The following is a 14,946-nucleotide window of genomic DNA, read 5'->3' as shown; positions in this document are numbered from 1 at the left end:
GTCTCAGCGAACCAGCGCCGGCCGCTTGGGATCGAACTGCCAGCCCTCGATCAGGTACTGCATCGCCATGGCATCGTTGCGACCCCCGGCCGGCAGGCTGCGATAGAGCGCATTGGCCTGCTCGACCTCGGCCATGTCGATCTCGATACCCAGGCCGGGCGCATCGGTCACCGCGACCTTGCCATCGACGATCCGGGGCGGATTGCGGGTCAGCCGGGCATCGCCCTCCTGCCAGATCCAGTGCGTATCCAGCGCCGTGGTGCGGCCGACGGCCGCCGCCCCGACCTGGGCGAACATCGCCAGCGAAATATCGAAGTGATTGTTGGAGTGCGAACCCCAGGTCATGCCGTGGTCCTGGCACAGCTGGGAGACGCGCACCGCGCCGGACAGCGTCCAGAAGTGCGGATCGGCCAACGGGATATCCACCGAGCGCAACATCAGCGCATGGGCCATCTCGCGCCAGTTGGTGGCAACCATGTTGGTCGCCACCGGCAACCCGGTGGCATGGCGGAATTCGGCCAGGATCTCGCGCCCCGAGAAGCCCTGCTCCGCGCCACAGGGATCCTCGGCATAGGCGATGACCCCATGCAGGTCCTTGCACAGCCGGACCGCCTCGTCGAGGGACCAGGCGCCGTTGGGATCGATGGTGGTTCGCGCCTCGGGGAAGGCGTCGTGCAACGCGGTGACGGCCTCGATCTCCTGCTCGCCCGGCAGCGCACCGCCCTTGAGCTTGAAGTCGCGGAAGCCGTAGCGGTCCTGGGCGGCGCGAGCGAGCTCGACGACGCGCGCTGGCGTCATCGATGCCATGTCGCGCTGGCGATACCACTCGTGGCCGAGATCGCCGTTGTCACTGCCCTCGGTGCGCTCGCGATAACCGAGCGGTGTCTTCTGGCCGTCGCCGACGAAGAACAGATAGCCCAGGACCTCGACGCTGTCGCGCTGTCTGCCCTCACCCAGCAGATCGGCCACCGGTACATCGAGGAACTTGCCAAACAGGTCGAGCATTGCCGCCTCTAGTGCAGCCACCGCGTTGACGCGCAGTTCGAAGGTCCAGGAGCCCTGGCCGAAATCCTCGAAATCGGCACCGCGACCAGCGGAGTGCAGCGATGCCACCATCGATCGCAGCTTGCCGATGGGCTGCCCCACGACCAGCGGTCGCGCCTGCTCCAGGGATTGCTGGATGGTATCGCCGCCAGGCGCCTCGCCCACGCCGACATGCCCGGCGCTATCCTCGAGGATGACCAGGTTGCGGGTGAACCAAGGCGAGTGGGCGCCACCGATATTGAGCAGCATGCTGTCCCGGCCGGCGACCGGAATCACCTTCATGTTCGTGATGGTTGGCGTGCCGTGGCTCGGCATAGGAAGTCTCCGTCGAGGCGATGAACACAGGGGAACCAGGCTGGCGGCGCCGAGTCGGCCACAGGCCGCTCTCGGCTCGATGAAAGGTCCACAGGAGTGTGTCGCTCAGAGCGTGCGCGCTTTCTCGATCAGTTGCTTGAGCGTGGCTCGCTCCTGCTCGCTGGGCATGGTCAGCGGTGCACGCACGTTGCCGCCCGGGTAACCGACCAGGTCGGCGCCCGCCTTGATGAGACTTACGGCATAGCCTTTCTGGGTGTCGCGCAGGGTGACGAACGGAATGAAGAACTCACGTGTCGCCTGGCGTACGAAATCGCGGTTGCCCTGGCGCAGCTCACGGTAGAACTTGACCGCCATCTCCGGCACGAAGTTGAAGACCGCCGACGAATAGGTGCTGACGCCGATGGCGAGGTAGGCTTCGGCGATGATCTCGGCCGTCGGTACGCCGCCGACGTAGGCCAGGCGATCGCCCAGTGTCTTGATGATGATGTTGAGCGCCTGCATGTCGCCCTTGCCATCCTTGAGACCGACCAGGTTCGGACAGCGGTCGGCCAGCGCCTGGACACCATCGACCGTGAGATAGCCGTTGGCGCGGTTGTAGTAGATCACGCTGAGGTCGGTGGATTCACAGACGCTGGCGGCATACTCGACGATGCCGGACTGCGGGCACTCGGTAAGGTACGGCGGCATCAGCAGAATACCGTCGGCACCCGCTTCCTGGGCGGCCTTGCAGTGCGCCTTAGCGAGTTCGGCGCTCTGCCCGGCACTGGCGATGATCGGCACGTGTCCGCCGATGGTCTCCACCGCGATCGTGACGATCTCGCGATACTCCTCGATCGTCATGTTGAAGAATTCACCGGTACCGCCAGCCACGAACAGGGCGGAGACCTCGTACTCCTTCAACCACAGCAGGCGACGGCGGTAGCTGTCGGCGTCGAATTTGCCATTGGCATCGAAATCGGTCATCGGGAAGGACAGCAGGCCATCCTTGATAGAGGCAACAACCGCTTCTTTGGAAAAATTCACCTTGGCTCCCCTCATCGTGGGTTAACGTAAATCGGTCACTCAGTCGTCCAGCCGCTGTGCCTCGATCGAGGAAACATGGGCTACGAAATGGTGATTCCGATATTGTCATACATCATACTACAATGCCGTTAGACCTTAGATGAACGTCATTGCCTCGCTTCATTTCGCGAACGGCAACTGCGTCGTCGACAGTACCTCGCGCAGGCCCATGAAAGATCGGATCTGACGCACCCCAGGCAGATAGATGAGCTGCTCGGCATGCAGTCGATTGAAGCTCTGGTTGTCACGCGTGCGGATCAGCAGAAAATAGTCGAACTCGCCGGTTACGACGTGGCACTCCATACACCCCGAAATGTGCTGCGCGGCCGCTTCGAAATCGGCAAACGACTGGGGGGTCGAGCGATCCAGCACGACGCCGATCAGCACCACCATGCCAACGTTGAGCTTGCCGGTATCGAGCAACGCCACCGTCCCCTTGATGATCCCCTGCTGCTTGAGCCTCTCGACCCGTCGCAAGCAGGCAGGCGGACTGAGACTGACACGCTCCGCCAAGGCAACGTTGGAGATCGAGGCATCGCGCTGAAGCTGTTCGAGGATCTGGCGATCGATTCGATCCAGTGATACGCCCGCATCACCGCTGATCTGGGCCATGGCTTGGACCTACCTCTTGTTAATTTAATTTCTCTTTTTTCCATACACTCGAAATTTAACCCTTTACTTCCCCGGTATCGATGACTTTTTAACCGTTTACCCATTCTACTTTGCAACGCGCTGCAAGACGTTTCGCTCTAGGATAGATCGAGTCCTCTCCACGATCCCACAACAACAGCCGGAGCTCCCATGAAACTCGACAAGTTCGCTCGCTATCCGCTGACATTCGGCCCCTCTCCCATCACCCCGCTCAAGCGCTTGAGCGAGCATCTCGGCGGCGAGGTCGAGCTTTACGCCAAGCGCGAGGACTGCAACAGCGGACTCGCCTTCGGCGGCAACAAGACCCGCAAGCTCGAATACCTGATTCCGGAAGTGCTCGAGGGCGGCTATGACACCCTGGTTTCGATCGGCGGCATCCAATCCAACCAGACCCGTCAGGTCGCCGCCGTGGCTGCCCACCTGGGGCTCGACTGCGTGCTGGTGCAGGAGAACTGGGTCAACTATCACGATGCCAGCTACGACAAGGTCGGCAACATCGAACTGTCGCGGATCATGGGCGCCGACGTGCGCCTCGATCCGGCCGGCTTCGATATCGGCATCCGCGAAAGCTGGGAGCGCGCGATGGAGAGCGTTCGGGCCAAGGGCGGCAAGCCGTTTCCGATTCCCGCCGGCTGTTCGGAGCATCCCTATGGCGGGCTCGGCTTCGTCGGCTTCGCCGAGGAAGTGCGCCAGCAGGAGCGCGAGCTGGGCTTCACCTTCGACTACATCGTGGTCTGCTCGGTCACCGGCAGCACCCAGGCCGGCATGGTGGTCGGCTTTGCCGCCGACGGTCGAGCCCGCCAGGTGATCGGCATCGATGCCTCCGCCAAACCGGAGCAGACCCATGCCCAGATTGTGCGCATCGCCCAGCACACCGCCGAGCTGGTGGAGCTCGGCCAGCCGATCACCGCCGACGACGTGGTGCTCGATACGCGGTTCGGCTATCCGGAATACGGCCTGCCCAACGACGGCACGCTGGAAGCGATTCGGCTCTGCGGGCGGCTCGAGGGCGTACTGACCGACCCGGTCTACGAAGGCAAGTCGATGCACGGCATGATCGAGAAAGTTCGTCTGGGCGAATTCCCCGCCGGCGCCAAGGTCCTCTATGCTCACCTGGGTGGCGCGCCGGCATTGAGCGCCTACAGTGAGTGGTTCTCTCGCGGCTGAACATGACGCCGGTGGAATCGGGAACCCGGCGGCGTGATCCGTCGCCGGATTCCCGCTTGGTATCGGCGATGATTCAGTGCCCCATTGCGCTATGCTGGAGTCTCCTCCAACGACAAGCTCTCCCCTCATGACACCGCTTTCCGATTCGAATCGCCCCGTGCCGGCGTCCGCCCCGAGCGAGATCGTGACTTGGGATGCGACCACGCTGTCGCGCCACCTTCACGATCGCGTCGTCTCCTGCCGGGAGGTGATGAACGCCTATCTCGACCATGTCGACGCTGCCAATCCGCTGGTCAACGCCATCGTTTCCCGCCGTGAGCGGTCAGCGCTGGTCGCCGAGGCCGACACCGCCGACAGGGAACTGACGGGCGGGCGCTCGCGGGGCTGGATGCACGGCTTCCCGCAGGCGATCAAGGACCTCTCCGATGCCAGGGGACTACCGACCACCCAGGGCTCGCCGCTGCTCGCCGGGCAGGTAGCCGCCGCGGATAGCCTGATGGTGGCGCGCATGCGCGCCGCCGGTGCCATTGTCATCGGCAAGACCAATACGCCGGAATTCGGGCTCGGCTCGCAATCCTACAATCCGGTCTTCGGCGCGACCCGGAACGCCTTCGATCACACCCGCACCGCCGGCGGTTCCAGCGGCGGTGCGGCGGCGGCACTCGCCATGCGGATGCTGCCGGTTGCCGACGGTAGCGACATGATGGGCTCGTTGCGCAATCCTGCCGCGTTCAATGACGTGATCGGCTTTCGCCCCTCGTTCGGACGGGTGCCGGGGCTGGCCGCCGACCCGTTCGGTCAGCAGCTCGCCACCAATGGCCCGATGGGCAGAACGATCGCCGATGTCGCCCGACTGCTGGAAATTCAGTCCGGCTTCGATCGTCGCGCCCCGCTCTCTCTGGGTGAACCGTTACGGCGCGGAACCGACACCGTCGACATCGCGCTGGAACGTGACGTTCGTGGTCTCAGGATCGGCTGGCTGGGCGACTGGGGTGGGCATCTGGCGATGGAATCCGGCGTCCTCGCACTGTGCGAAGCGGCCCTGGACCGCTTCGTCGCATGCGGCGCCGAACTCGCCGCCTGCGACCTTCCCTTCGATCCGGACACGCTGTGGCAAAGCTGGACCACACTGCGCCACTGGGCCGTCGCCGGCAACCTTCGCGGGTACTACACCGACCCTGCGACCTGCGAGCGGTTAAAGCCCGAAGCGCAGTGGGAAGTCGAACGCGGCCTGCAGCTCTCGGCACAGGACATCTACGCCGCCAACGTCCAGCGCGGCGACGCCTATTACGCTTGGAACGCGCTGTTCGAACGGTTCGACTACTTGGCCATGCCTAGCGCGCAATTGTTTCCATTCGACGTCGACACCCACTGGCCCAGCGAGATCGCCGGGTGGCCGATGGACACCTATCATCGCTGGATGGAGGTCGTCGTACCCGCCTCGATGCTCGGCGCGCCGGTCATCAGCCTGCCGGCCGGGTTGAGCGAAGAGGGCCTGCCGATGGGCTTCCAGTTGATCGGCCGGCCCCGGGATGACTGGGGCGTGCTGCAGTTGGCCCGCGCCTACGAAAAGGCCAACGGCGGACTCGCCCGCCTGCCTCCCGCCCTGCAGCCGGCGCGCTAGCCGGCCGCCGGGCGACCCGCGCTCGCGTCGCTGCCGCACGAATCGGCGAACAAGTGCCCGGGCATCCGCTGGTACGCCTCGTAGGCTGCCAGCACGGTCGCCCGCTGCGCCGTCGCGGCAGCGGCGAACGCATCGCCGTAGACGGTCTCGTCGGGATACTCGGTAATCAGGGTCAGCGGTATGCGGTGGCGGTCATCCTCGGCGACGAGGCAGGGAAAGCCGTTGATCATCTCTAATCCGGTCTCACCGGCGTGGGTCTCGAACAGTGCGATCTGGCGATCGTTGAAGGCACGCAGTCCCGGCACTTCGCCGAGCGCCAGCGTGACCGCCTCGATCAGCCAGCGCGAGGCGTCGGCCCAACCGGGCTCATGGCGCAGGATCAGAAAGAACCCCTTGGGCAGCGTCCACATCTCGAAACCGCGCGGCACATAGCCCGACAGCGGCCGGGTCCATTCATGTGCCGGATAGCCGTGGAGGTTGAGATGCAGCCTGGCCCCGGTCAGCCGCTCCGCTTCGAGACGAATGGCCGTTTCGTGCTCGCCCGCTTCGCGGTATTCCAGGTCATCGCCCAGTGCCGTGTAACGGGCAGCGTGATGCATATGGCACGGGTTGTCCGCCACCAGCCGTTGGTGCAATGCATAACCATCCGGATTTTCCAACGGGCAGAGCGAGAAGTGCGCACCCTCGCGCTGCGCCAGGAGGCCGGCCGCCTGGAGCGTGCCGGCCGGCGAGGAGGTCTCGTTGGCGTGCTGGCCGGCGGAGATGATCACGCCTCGGTCGCTCCCGGCCACGTAGCGACCCTCGACTCGCCGCCCCGCGACCGAGGTGGCATAAAACGGCGTCCCACCGAGCGACTCCAACTCCTCAGCGATCTGTCGTGGCGCCAATGGCCGGGTCACGGCGTCGAGCGATTCACGGGGAGCGGCTATCGACTCACGGTGGTAGCCACGCGTCGTCACCGTCACCCCGTAGCCGTTGCCGAGCCGGATCTCCGGCACGATCTGCCCCGGCTGCAGATGGCGATCGCCCAGCGGCCTTCCCGAACGCCGCTGGAAGACCTCCAGCAGCGAGAAGTAGAACTCCTCGTGCAGGGCTTCCCGTAGCGACAGCACCTCGTCGGCGTAGCCAAGCGCCTCGTCGGCGATCGGCAGCGTCGCGGTGATGTTGAGCTCCTCGAAATAGGGTTCCTGGTCTCTGTCCTGCGTGCTCCATGCGGCCCCGCGAATGGCCGTCATCGCCTCGACAAAGAGCTGCTCGTAGGCGGTCGTCAAGGCGCCGCCTGCGCCATCGACGATCTGCCAGCCGCAGGGAGATAGCGCCGGTTCATCCGCGAAGTCGACATGCCGACGATTGGGCGCCAAGACGTCCATAGGCTCGTCTCGCCCATCGGCGTAACGCAATCGCAGGCGGTAGACCGGCAGTTCGTCACACATTTCGCCCGCCGCGAACTGGAAGCCGACGCCGGGATAGAGCGCCGCCAGCGGATAGCTCTCCAGCAGGAAGCGCGACGCCGGGGCGTCTGGATGCCGAGGGTAGTTGACCTCGACACGCGTCAGACCCTCGGTCGTGATCTCCTCGCGGAAGGCGCAGACCAGCGGCTTGTAGGCCGAGCGGCAGCGTGCGGTGATGCCGCGGCTTGCCAGCGCCTCCTCGGCCCGGTGGCGCGTGGCCCGGTCGTCGAACGTCCAGGTTTCCAAGGTGGCAGCCGTGGACGCCTCGACAAGCGTGTCGAGCGTGGCGGGATAACGCTTGTCGAACAGGATCACGGCGATGCTCCTCTCATGACAGGGCCGAAGGGTCGTTTCGAACGAGAAGCGGCGCCCTTGTCAGCAAGAGCGCCGCCGTTCGTCACGCTACGATGACGATGGTCGATTGTCACCCCACGTTCAGAACACGAATGTCAGCAGCAGGTTGAACACCAGCGCGGCGACGAAGCCGAGCGGGGCGGCACGGAACAGCAGCTTGGGCAGCAGTCCCGAGCGCGCTTCGTCCGTCGGACAAGAGCCGAGGATCAGGCTGCCGCCGGAGGAGAACGGAGAGATCGAGGTGGCTTGCGCGCCGACCACGATGGCGATGAAGATGATCATCGGGTCGATCGAGAGCGTACCGGCCAGCGCCGGCACCAGCGGGAACAGCGCCGGCGTGACCACACCCAGCGTACTCGCGAACAGCGACATGAACGCGGCAACGACACCGAACGCGACCGGAATCAGCACCGGCGGAATGTTGGTGCCGATCCAGGAGCCGAGCAGATCGATGGTACCCGCCTTGATCGCCACCGAGATCAGCATGCCGACGCCGCAGATCATGATGATCGTACCCCACGGTAGCGAGGCGATCGCCTTGCGCTCGTCACCCAGCTTCATCAGTAGCGCGATGACCGAGAACACGCTGGCGATCAAGCCGATGTCCACCTTGGAATTGACGAACGTCACGGCGTCGTTGCCGGGCAGGATCAGGCTGGCGATGGGCGGCAGCAGTACGCTGGCCATCATCACTAGGGTCAGGACCAGGGTGGCGCGCTGGTCACGGTCGAGCGGGCTGGGACGCTCGACGTGCTCCAGCGACGCCATCGCGGTGCCGCGCTTGCGGCCGAACAGGATCAGTCCGGACAACACCACGATCGGCACGATCATGGTGCTGGCGAAGATGCCGAAACTGTTGATGAAAGCCTGGTTGTCTGAGATGCCCGAATTGGTCATCAGGGTACGGAAGATGATGCCACTCTGGCTGGAAACGAAATTGGCACCCGCCAGCGCCCCGTAGTTGACCGCCATGGCACCGACGATCAGGTTCAGCCCGGTGCGGCTGCACAGCAGCAGCGTGATCGGCGCCATGAACGCCAGCACGGTGTAGTAACCCGCACCCAATGCCGAGATCACCACCGCCGCCAGAAAGATGGCGAACGGTAGCAGATGCGGAAAGTGCCGGCAGCGATACATCAGGTGCTCGGCCAGTTTCTCCAGCGTGCCGTTGACGATCGCGAAGCTATAGAACAGACAGACCGAAAAGATGATGAAGAAGATCTTCAGCGGCCACATGGCGATCACTTCCGAGGGCTTCAGACCCAACCCGAAGCAGCCGATCAGATAGGCGAAAGCGATCGCGAACAGCCCGATATTGATCTTGGTGCGGTATCCCAGAATGATCGAGACGACGATCGCCCCTACCACTAGTAGACTCATCATAAGTCGGTTCCCCTCTCGTACCTGTCGTGCGCACTCATGGTGCGTGTTCGTTATTTCGCCTGGTGGCCTTCAGCGCGTGAGATCGATCTTGAACAGCCTGGCCGGGTTGGTGATCATGACCTGATGGCGCTCGTCGACGTTCGGCAGCAGCATCTGCATCATCGCGAATTGTGCGGCGTAATCGGTCTGGCTCTCGAACCGTGTGTGCGGCCAGTCACTGCCCCACAGCAGGCGCTCGCTATGGCCGTAGGCGTCGCGCAGGCGATCGATCGATGCCAGTGCCTGGGCGTGATTGGACCTGCTGCGGTAGGTCGCCGACAGCTTGACCCAGATATCCTCGCTCGAAAGCAGAGACAACAGGGCCCGATGGTGGGAGTTGACCGGATCGATCTCGCCGGAGGGCAATCCGAAGTGGTCGATCACCACCGGCACGTCAGCCGCCAGAATCTGCGGCAGGATTGTGTCCAGGTCTTCCATCCCCCGTTGGATCTCCACCGACCAGCCAAGCTTCGCTACTCTGGCGAATAGCGCACGCCACGGCGGACGACGATAATCCTCAAGCGACTGCCCGATCAGGTTGAGCCGGATGCCGACAACCCCCGATTCCGCCAATTCATCGAGCTCGTCGTCGGAGACATCTGGCGCCACCACCGCCGTACCGCGCAGGCGCTGCGGAAACCGGCGTAATGCCGCAACCATGTGGCTGTTGTCGGTCCCGAGAAAGCTGGGCTGTATCAGCACGCCGTGGGAGAGGCCGCAATGATCGAGATGCGCCAGGTATTGCTCGATGGTCGCGTCGTAATCCGGGCTATAGCGACGACCATTCGCCAGTTGCAGGTCCTGCCGGAAGATATGCGCGTGGGTATCGACGCCGGTCAGCGCGACGGTAGCGGGTTGCGTCATGAGTGGCCCTTGGTGAATGGCGTGAACACTGGACGGCGAACGAATGGTTCGGTCTCTATACGTCTATTCAACTATATGAATAACTCCGATGAGAGCATACACCCAATTAGTCGCAGTCCGCAGGGTCTAAGACTAAAGACGGCAACAAAGTGATACATTTGTTTGAAACAGAGCGGAAGGAAACCATTCATGAAGGGAACGAGCTCGATGACAGACGAACGCCTGCCGCTCTATCAACGTCTCCGTGACGACATGCTGGCCAGGATCGCTGCAGGAGAGTGGACGCCCGGTGTCGCGATACCGACCGAGGCGGAGCTGACCAGGCACTACGGCGTCGCCGTCGGCACGCTGCGAAAGGCCGTGGACACCTTGGTTCAGGATGGCCTGATGAAGCGAAGCCAAGGACGCGGCACTTTCATCCTCCGTCCCAACTTCGAGGGGTCGCTGTTCCGCTTCTTCCGCCAGGTAGACGCTCGCGGCGATCGCCGGATACCCAAGAGCCGCATACTTTCGCGCCATCTGGAACCCGCCGCCCAGGATATCGCGGAGGCGCTGGAACTGGCGGTGGCCGAAGAGACCATCCGCCTGGAGAGAATCCGGCAGCTCGACGGAGCGACGCTGCTGCACGAGGATATCTGGCTGCCGGCCGCCCGTTTCGATGCCCTGATGCACATCGATATCGCGGACTTCGGCAACCTGCTCTACCCCTTCTATGAATCGCACTGTGGCCAGTTGATCGGTTCGGCGCGGGAGACGCTCACCGTCGAGACTGCCGAGGCAACACTCGCCGACGTCCTCGGTATCGGCACCGGGGAACCGGTCGTCATGGTGGAGCGACTGGCGCTCGGCTACGATCGCACGCCACTGGAGTACCGGCGTTCGCGTGGCGCTGCCAGCACGTTCCGCTATCAGGTCGACATTTCCTGAGGCGAATGACCAGGGCTACCGACGCCCGTAAGGGAACGTAACAACCGGTTCGAGGTCGATGAGTGACCGGCGCCGCGCCGTCATGGTGCTGCGTCGCCGTTCATCGCCAATAGCAGGGCCGTCACCGTGTTCCGATCGTTCTTTCCCAAGCCATCGATTGTCTTCGTCACCGCCCTGGGATGGGCGCTGTTCGCCATCGTCCTGTGGGAGTCCACCGCCAGCGGTTGGGGTGCCGCCATCGGGCTGCCGCCGGCGGACGAGGCCTCCCTGCCGATCGGCGTCTCGCGATTCTGGTCGGCATCGTTTCTCTGGTTTTATCTCTACTACGCGCTCTGCGTCGGGCTGTTCGGCGCCGCGTGGTTTTGTTTCGCCCCGCACCGGTGGCAGTACTGGTCGATCCTGGGCAGCGCATTGATCGTGTTCCTGACCTACTTCTCGGTGCAGACCAGCGTCGCGGTCAACGCCTGGTACGGCCCGTTCTGGGACATGGTGCAGCGAGCGCTCGCCGGGGGTAGCGACGTGACCGCACAGGATCTCTACCGGGAAATGCTCACTTTCGCCGGGATCGCTTTCGTCGCGGTGACGGTGGGCGTATTCAACCTGTTCTTTGTCAGCCACTACATCTTTCGCTGGCGCACGGCGATGAACGACTACTACATGGCGCATTGGTCGCAGCTTCGACACGTGGAGGGAGCCGCCCAGCGCGTGCAGGAGGACACCATGCGCTTCTCGACCACACTGGAAGGTCTGGGCGTCAATTTGCTCAAGGCAGTGCTGACGCTGATCGCCTTTCTACCGCTGCTGGTGGCAATGTCGAAGAACATCACCGAACTGCCGCTGATCGGTCATGTCTCCGATGCGCTGGTATGGGCGGCGCTCGTCTGGTCCGTGTTCGGCACCCTGTTCCTGGCACTGGTAGGGGTCAAGCTCCCCGGGCTCGAGTTTCGCAACCAGCGAGTGGAAGCGGCCTACCGCAAGGAGCTGGTCTACGGCGAGGACGATGCCTCGCGCGCCAAGCCGGTCACGGTGGCCGAGCTCTTTTCCCGCGTGCGTCACAACTACTTCCGGCTCTACTGGCATTACGCCTACTTCAACGTCGCCCGCATCTTCTACCTGCAGGCGGACACGATCTTCGCCTTCGTGGTGCTGACGCCATCGATCGTCGCCGGCAAGCTGACCCTTGGCCTGCTCCAGCAGGTGCTCAACGTGTTTGGCCAGGTACGCGAATCGTTTCAGTACCTGGTCAACTCCTGGTCGACGATCATCGAGCTGCTCTCGATCGTCAAACGCCTGCGCACCTTCGAGCGGGTGATCGAAGGCCACGCTACGCCGCCAGCGCGCCAGGGTCCGGCAACGGACACCTGACCGGCAGCAACTAGTCCGGCACGTGCAGTGTGATCACCGGGCAGGGCGCGATGTGCGACACCTTGTGCGATACGCTGCCGACCACCAGACTCTTGAGGTCGCTGAGGCCACGGCTGCCCATGATGATCATGTCGACGCCGAGATCGGTCGCCTGCTGGACGATCGTCTGGGCCGGTCGCCCTTCCACCACGTGGTAGGTCACTTCGCCAGCATCCCCGGCTACTGCCTGCCACGCTTCCTTCAGCAGATGTTCCCCCTCGAGATGCCCTTTCTCCGGCGTGTAGTCGACTGGCGAGGCACCGACCATCGCGCCAAGCGAATCCTTGGCAACCGGCACCTCGGGAACGTGCAACAGGTGAATGCCGGCCTGGGTCGCGCGTTGGATGAGGCATGCGTGCTCCAGCGCCTTGCGTGCGCTGGCCGAACCATCGATGGGTACCAGTATCTGCTGAGACATGATCACTTCCCCCTCGAGATGATGACTGACGCGATTCGGCTACCCTGCTCGCCGCGACGAATACCGGGTAGCTTACCTATCCTTAGCGTAGCCAATTCTCACTCGGCGGTAGCCGCCCCGCCAGACGACGAACGCCGAATGCCCGCAGGCATTCGGCGCTGACGTCACTCGGCAACGATATCGCCTCAACCGGCTCGAGCGTACCGGGCCATCGCTTGATCGACATGAATACAGGCCACCTCGACCCGGTCGTCGACGCGCTCCAGCGGCGGATCGTCCTGGGTGCAGGCATCGGTCGCCAGGTGGCAGCGCGGGGCGAACGGGCAGCCCGGCGGCGGTGCCAGCGGCGACGGCGGTTCGCCCTTGAGGTGGACGCGTTCGCGCCGGCGGTTGGGATCCGCTACCGGCGTGGCCGAGAACAGCGCCTGGGTGTAGGGATGGCGCGGCGTGGTGAACACCTCTTCCGCCGGCCCCGTCTCCACCGGCTGGCCGAAGTACATCACGATCACGTCATCGGCGATGCGTCGCACCACCGACAGATCATGCGAGATGAACACGTAGGCCAACCCGAACTCCTCCTGCAGGTCCGCCAGCAGATTGAGCACCTGGGCCTGGATCGAGAGATCCAGCGCCGAGACCGGCTCGTCGAGCACCAGGATCTTGGGGTTGAGCATCAGCGCGCGGGCGATGGCGATACGCTGACGCTGGCCGCCGGAGAACATGTGCGGATAGCGATCGGCGTGCTCCGGTCGCAGGCCCACCTTGGCGATCATCTCCAGCGCCGCCTCGCGCCGCGCCGCCGCGCTCATCTCCTTGCGATTGAGCTTCAGCGGCTCTTCCAGCATGGTCGCCACGGTCTTGCGCGGATTGAGCGACCCGTAGGGATTCTGAAAGATGATCTGGACCTCGCGGCGCAGCGCCGCCGGCGGGCGCTGCCCCTCCTTGAGCGACACCTCGTGCCCGCTGATGGTCAGCTTGCCACTGGTGGGCGGCTCGATCATCGTCAATACCCGGGCCAGGGTCGACTTGCCGCAGCCGGACTCGCCGACCACCGCCAGGGTCTGGCCGGGATAGAGCTCGAAGGTCGCCTCGTTGAGCGCCTTCACCGTCGCCGGCCTGGAGAACGGGCCACCCTTGATCTGATAGTGACGGGTGAGATTGACGGCGCTCAATACGGCATCGCGGCTCATGGGCGCACCTCTCTATGCGGGCTGGATTGCGGGTTGTCTCGCGCCACACCTGCCGCAGCCGGCGATGGCGAAATCCCATCTTCCAGTGGATAGTGACACAGCGTTCGGGCGGGGTCGCCCGCAGCCGGTACCGGCTCCACCTCGCGACAGTGTTCGGTGGCGTAGCGACAACGCGGATTGAACAGACACCCGCTCGGCCGATCGTGCTGGCCGGGGACAACGCCAGGAATGGTCGGCAGCCGATCCTGATCGCCAGCCCGCTCCGGCAGCGCCGACAGCAGCGCCTCGGTATACGGGTGACGTGGGTTGGCGAACAGCGACTTCACATCCTGTTTCTCGACCTGACGCCCGGCATACTGCACCACCACGTGCTTGGCGGTCTCCGCCACCACGCCCATGTCGTGGGTGATCAGGATCAGCGCCATGCCGGTATCTTCCTGCAGCCGCAGCAGCAGCTCGAGGATCTGCGCCTGGATGGTGACGTCGAGCGCCGTGGTCGGCTCGTCGGCGATCAGCAGCCGCGGATTGCAGGAGATCGCCATGGCGATCATCACCCGCTGGCTCATGCCGCCGGACATCTGGTGCGGATAGGCCTTGATCCGGCGTGCCGGATCGGGAATCCCGACCTGCGCCAACAGATCCAGCGCGCGCTCGTGGCGCTCGCGGCGGGTACCGCCCAGGTGCTGCTTGATCATTTCGTCGATCTGGGTACCGACGGTGAAGCAGGGGTTGAGGCTGCTCATCGGCTCCTGGAAGATCATCGACATTTCGCCGCCGACGATCCGTCGGCGCTGACGCGAACTCAACTGCTGCAGGTCCTGGCCGTCGAACGCCATCTTGTCGGCGGTGACCTGCGCCGTCCACGGCAGCAGGCCCATGGTGGCGAGCATCGACACCGACTTGCCCGAGCCGGATTCGCCGACGATCGACCACACCTCGCCACGGTCGACGTTGATGTCGACCCCTTCCACGGCCGCGAACAGGCCACTGCTGGTCTTGAAGCGAACACTAAGGCCTTCAATATCTAGTAATGCCATGACAACTCCTCATCGC

Annotated in this window: 13 protein-coding genes; 4 read left to right on the top strand and 9 right to left on the bottom strand. The window is 64.0% G+C overall.

All coding sequences use genetic code 11. From position 1 onward, the window contains the following. Positions 1 to 3: 3 nt before the first annotated feature. From DOM54_RS18540 to DOM54_RS18530, 3 genes are all read right to left on the bottom strand, one after another. Positions 4 to 1,359, bottom strand: coding sequence for an enolase C-terminal domain-like protein (locus DOM54_RS18540; RefSeq protein ID WP_110717747.1), 1,356 nt, complete (start codon positions 1,357 to 1,359; stop codon positions 4 to 6). A 105-nt stretch (positions 1,360 to 1,464) separates the two neighbouring features. Beyond that, positions 1,465 to 2,382 (bottom strand): 5-dehydro-4-deoxyglucarate dehydratase, encoded by a 918-nt coding sequence (gene kdgD / locus DOM54_RS18535; protein ID WP_110717746.1) that lies wholly within the window; start codon positions 2,380 to 2,382, stop codon positions 1,465 to 1,467. 159 nt (positions 2,383 to 2,541) lie between these two features. Beyond that, on the bottom strand, positions 2,542 to 3,033 hold the full coding sequence (locus tag DOM54_RS18530; RefSeq protein ID WP_110717745.1) for an Lrp/AsnC family transcriptional regulator: 492 nt from the start codon (positions 3,031 to 3,033) through the stop codon (positions 2,542 to 2,544). A 189-nt stretch (positions 3,034 to 3,222) separates the two neighbouring features. Here DOM54_RS18530 and DOM54_RS18525 point away from each other — a divergent pair, with 189 nt between their 5' ends. Both DOM54_RS18525 and DOM54_RS18520 read left to right on the top strand, forming a co-directional pair. Further along, positions 3,223 to 4,239 (top strand): 1-aminocyclopropane-1-carboxylate deaminase, encoded by a 1,017-nt coding sequence (locus DOM54_RS18525; RefSeq protein WP_110601351.1) that lies wholly within the window; start codon positions 3,223 to 3,225, stop codon positions 4,237 to 4,239. Positions 4,240 to 4,366: 127 nt separating this feature from the next. Further along, positions 4,367 to 5,863, top strand: coding sequence for an amidase (locus DOM54_RS18520; RefSeq protein ID WP_110717744.1), 1,497 nt, complete (start codon positions 4,367 to 4,369; stop codon positions 5,861 to 5,863). On the opposite strand, the gene DOM54_RS18515 is transcribed toward DOM54_RS18520, so the two are convergent. The 3 genes from DOM54_RS18515 to DOM54_RS18505 form a co-directional block, all read right to left on the bottom strand. Further along, positions 5,860 to 7,629, bottom strand: coding sequence for a M14 family metallopeptidase (locus tag DOM54_RS18515; RefSeq protein WP_206019150.1), 1,770 nt, complete (start codon positions 7,627 to 7,629; stop codon positions 5,860 to 5,862). The genes DOM54_RS18520 and DOM54_RS18515 overlap by 4 nt on opposite strands. A 120-nt stretch (positions 7,630 to 7,749) precedes the next feature. Then, entirely contained in the window at positions 7,750 to 9,051 is a 1,302-nt protein-coding gene (locus DOM54_RS18510; RefSeq protein WP_110717743.1) for an SLC13 family permease, read from the bottom strand. Positions 9,052 to 9,120: 69 nt separating this feature from the next. Next, complete coding sequence (locus tag DOM54_RS18505) at positions 9,121 to 9,954, bottom strand: amidohydrolase family protein (protein WP_110717742.1); 834 nt, start codon at positions 9,952 to 9,954, stop codon at positions 9,121 to 9,123. Between the two features lie 207 nt (positions 9,955 to 10,161). Here DOM54_RS18505 and DOM54_RS18500 point away from each other — a divergent pair, with 207 nt between their 5' ends. Together DOM54_RS18500 and sbmA are read left to right on the top strand one after the other, a co-directional pair. Then, the gene (locus DOM54_RS18500; protein ID WP_110717769.1) at positions 10,162 to 10,881 is read left to right on the top strand and encodes a GntR family transcriptional regulator; all 720 of its coding nucleotides are present in this window, start codon (positions 10,162 to 10,164) and stop codon (positions 10,879 to 10,881) included. 126 nt (positions 10,882 to 11,007) lie between these two features. Beyond that, a complete protein-coding gene (gene sbmA / locus DOM54_RS18495) occupies positions 11,008 to 12,246 on the top strand; it encodes a peptide antibiotic transporter SbmA (protein WP_110717741.1) in 1,239 nt (412 codons plus the stop codon). Positions 12,247 to 12,256: 10 nt separating this feature from the next. On the opposite strand, the gene DOM54_RS18490 is transcribed toward sbmA, so the two are convergent. From DOM54_RS18490 to DOM54_RS18480, 3 genes are all read right to left on the bottom strand, one after another. Next, positions 12,257 to 12,703 (bottom strand): universal stress protein, encoded by a 447-nt coding sequence (locus tag DOM54_RS18490; RefSeq protein ID WP_162619926.1) that lies wholly within the window; start codon positions 12,701 to 12,703, stop codon positions 12,257 to 12,259. Positions 12,704 to 12,888: 185 nt separating this feature from the next. Beyond that, the gene (locus DOM54_RS18485; RefSeq protein WP_110601369.1) at positions 12,889 to 13,893 is read right to left on the bottom strand and encodes a dipeptide ABC transporter ATP-binding protein; all 1,005 of its coding nucleotides are present in this window, start codon (positions 13,891 to 13,893) and stop codon (positions 12,889 to 12,891) included. Further along, positions 13,890 to 14,930 carry an ABC transporter ATP-binding protein gene (locus tag DOM54_RS18480; RefSeq protein ID WP_110717739.1) on the bottom strand — a complete coding sequence of 347 codons (1,041 nt, stop codon included), beginning with the start codon at positions 14,928 to 14,930 and terminating at the stop codon, positions 13,890 to 13,892. The genes DOM54_RS18485 and DOM54_RS18480 overlap by 4 nt, the downstream gene beginning before the upstream one ends. Positions 14,931 to 14,946: the final 16 nt, after the last annotated feature.

The sequence above is a fragment of the Salinicola acroporae genome (genome assembly GCF_003206615.1).
GTDB lineage: Bacteria > Pseudomonadota > Gammaproteobacteria > Pseudomonadales > Halomonadaceae > Salinicola > Salinicola acroporae.
The sequence above is the reverse complement of the archived record's forward strand: the minus strand, read 5'-3'. Positions and strand labels throughout refer to the sequence as shown.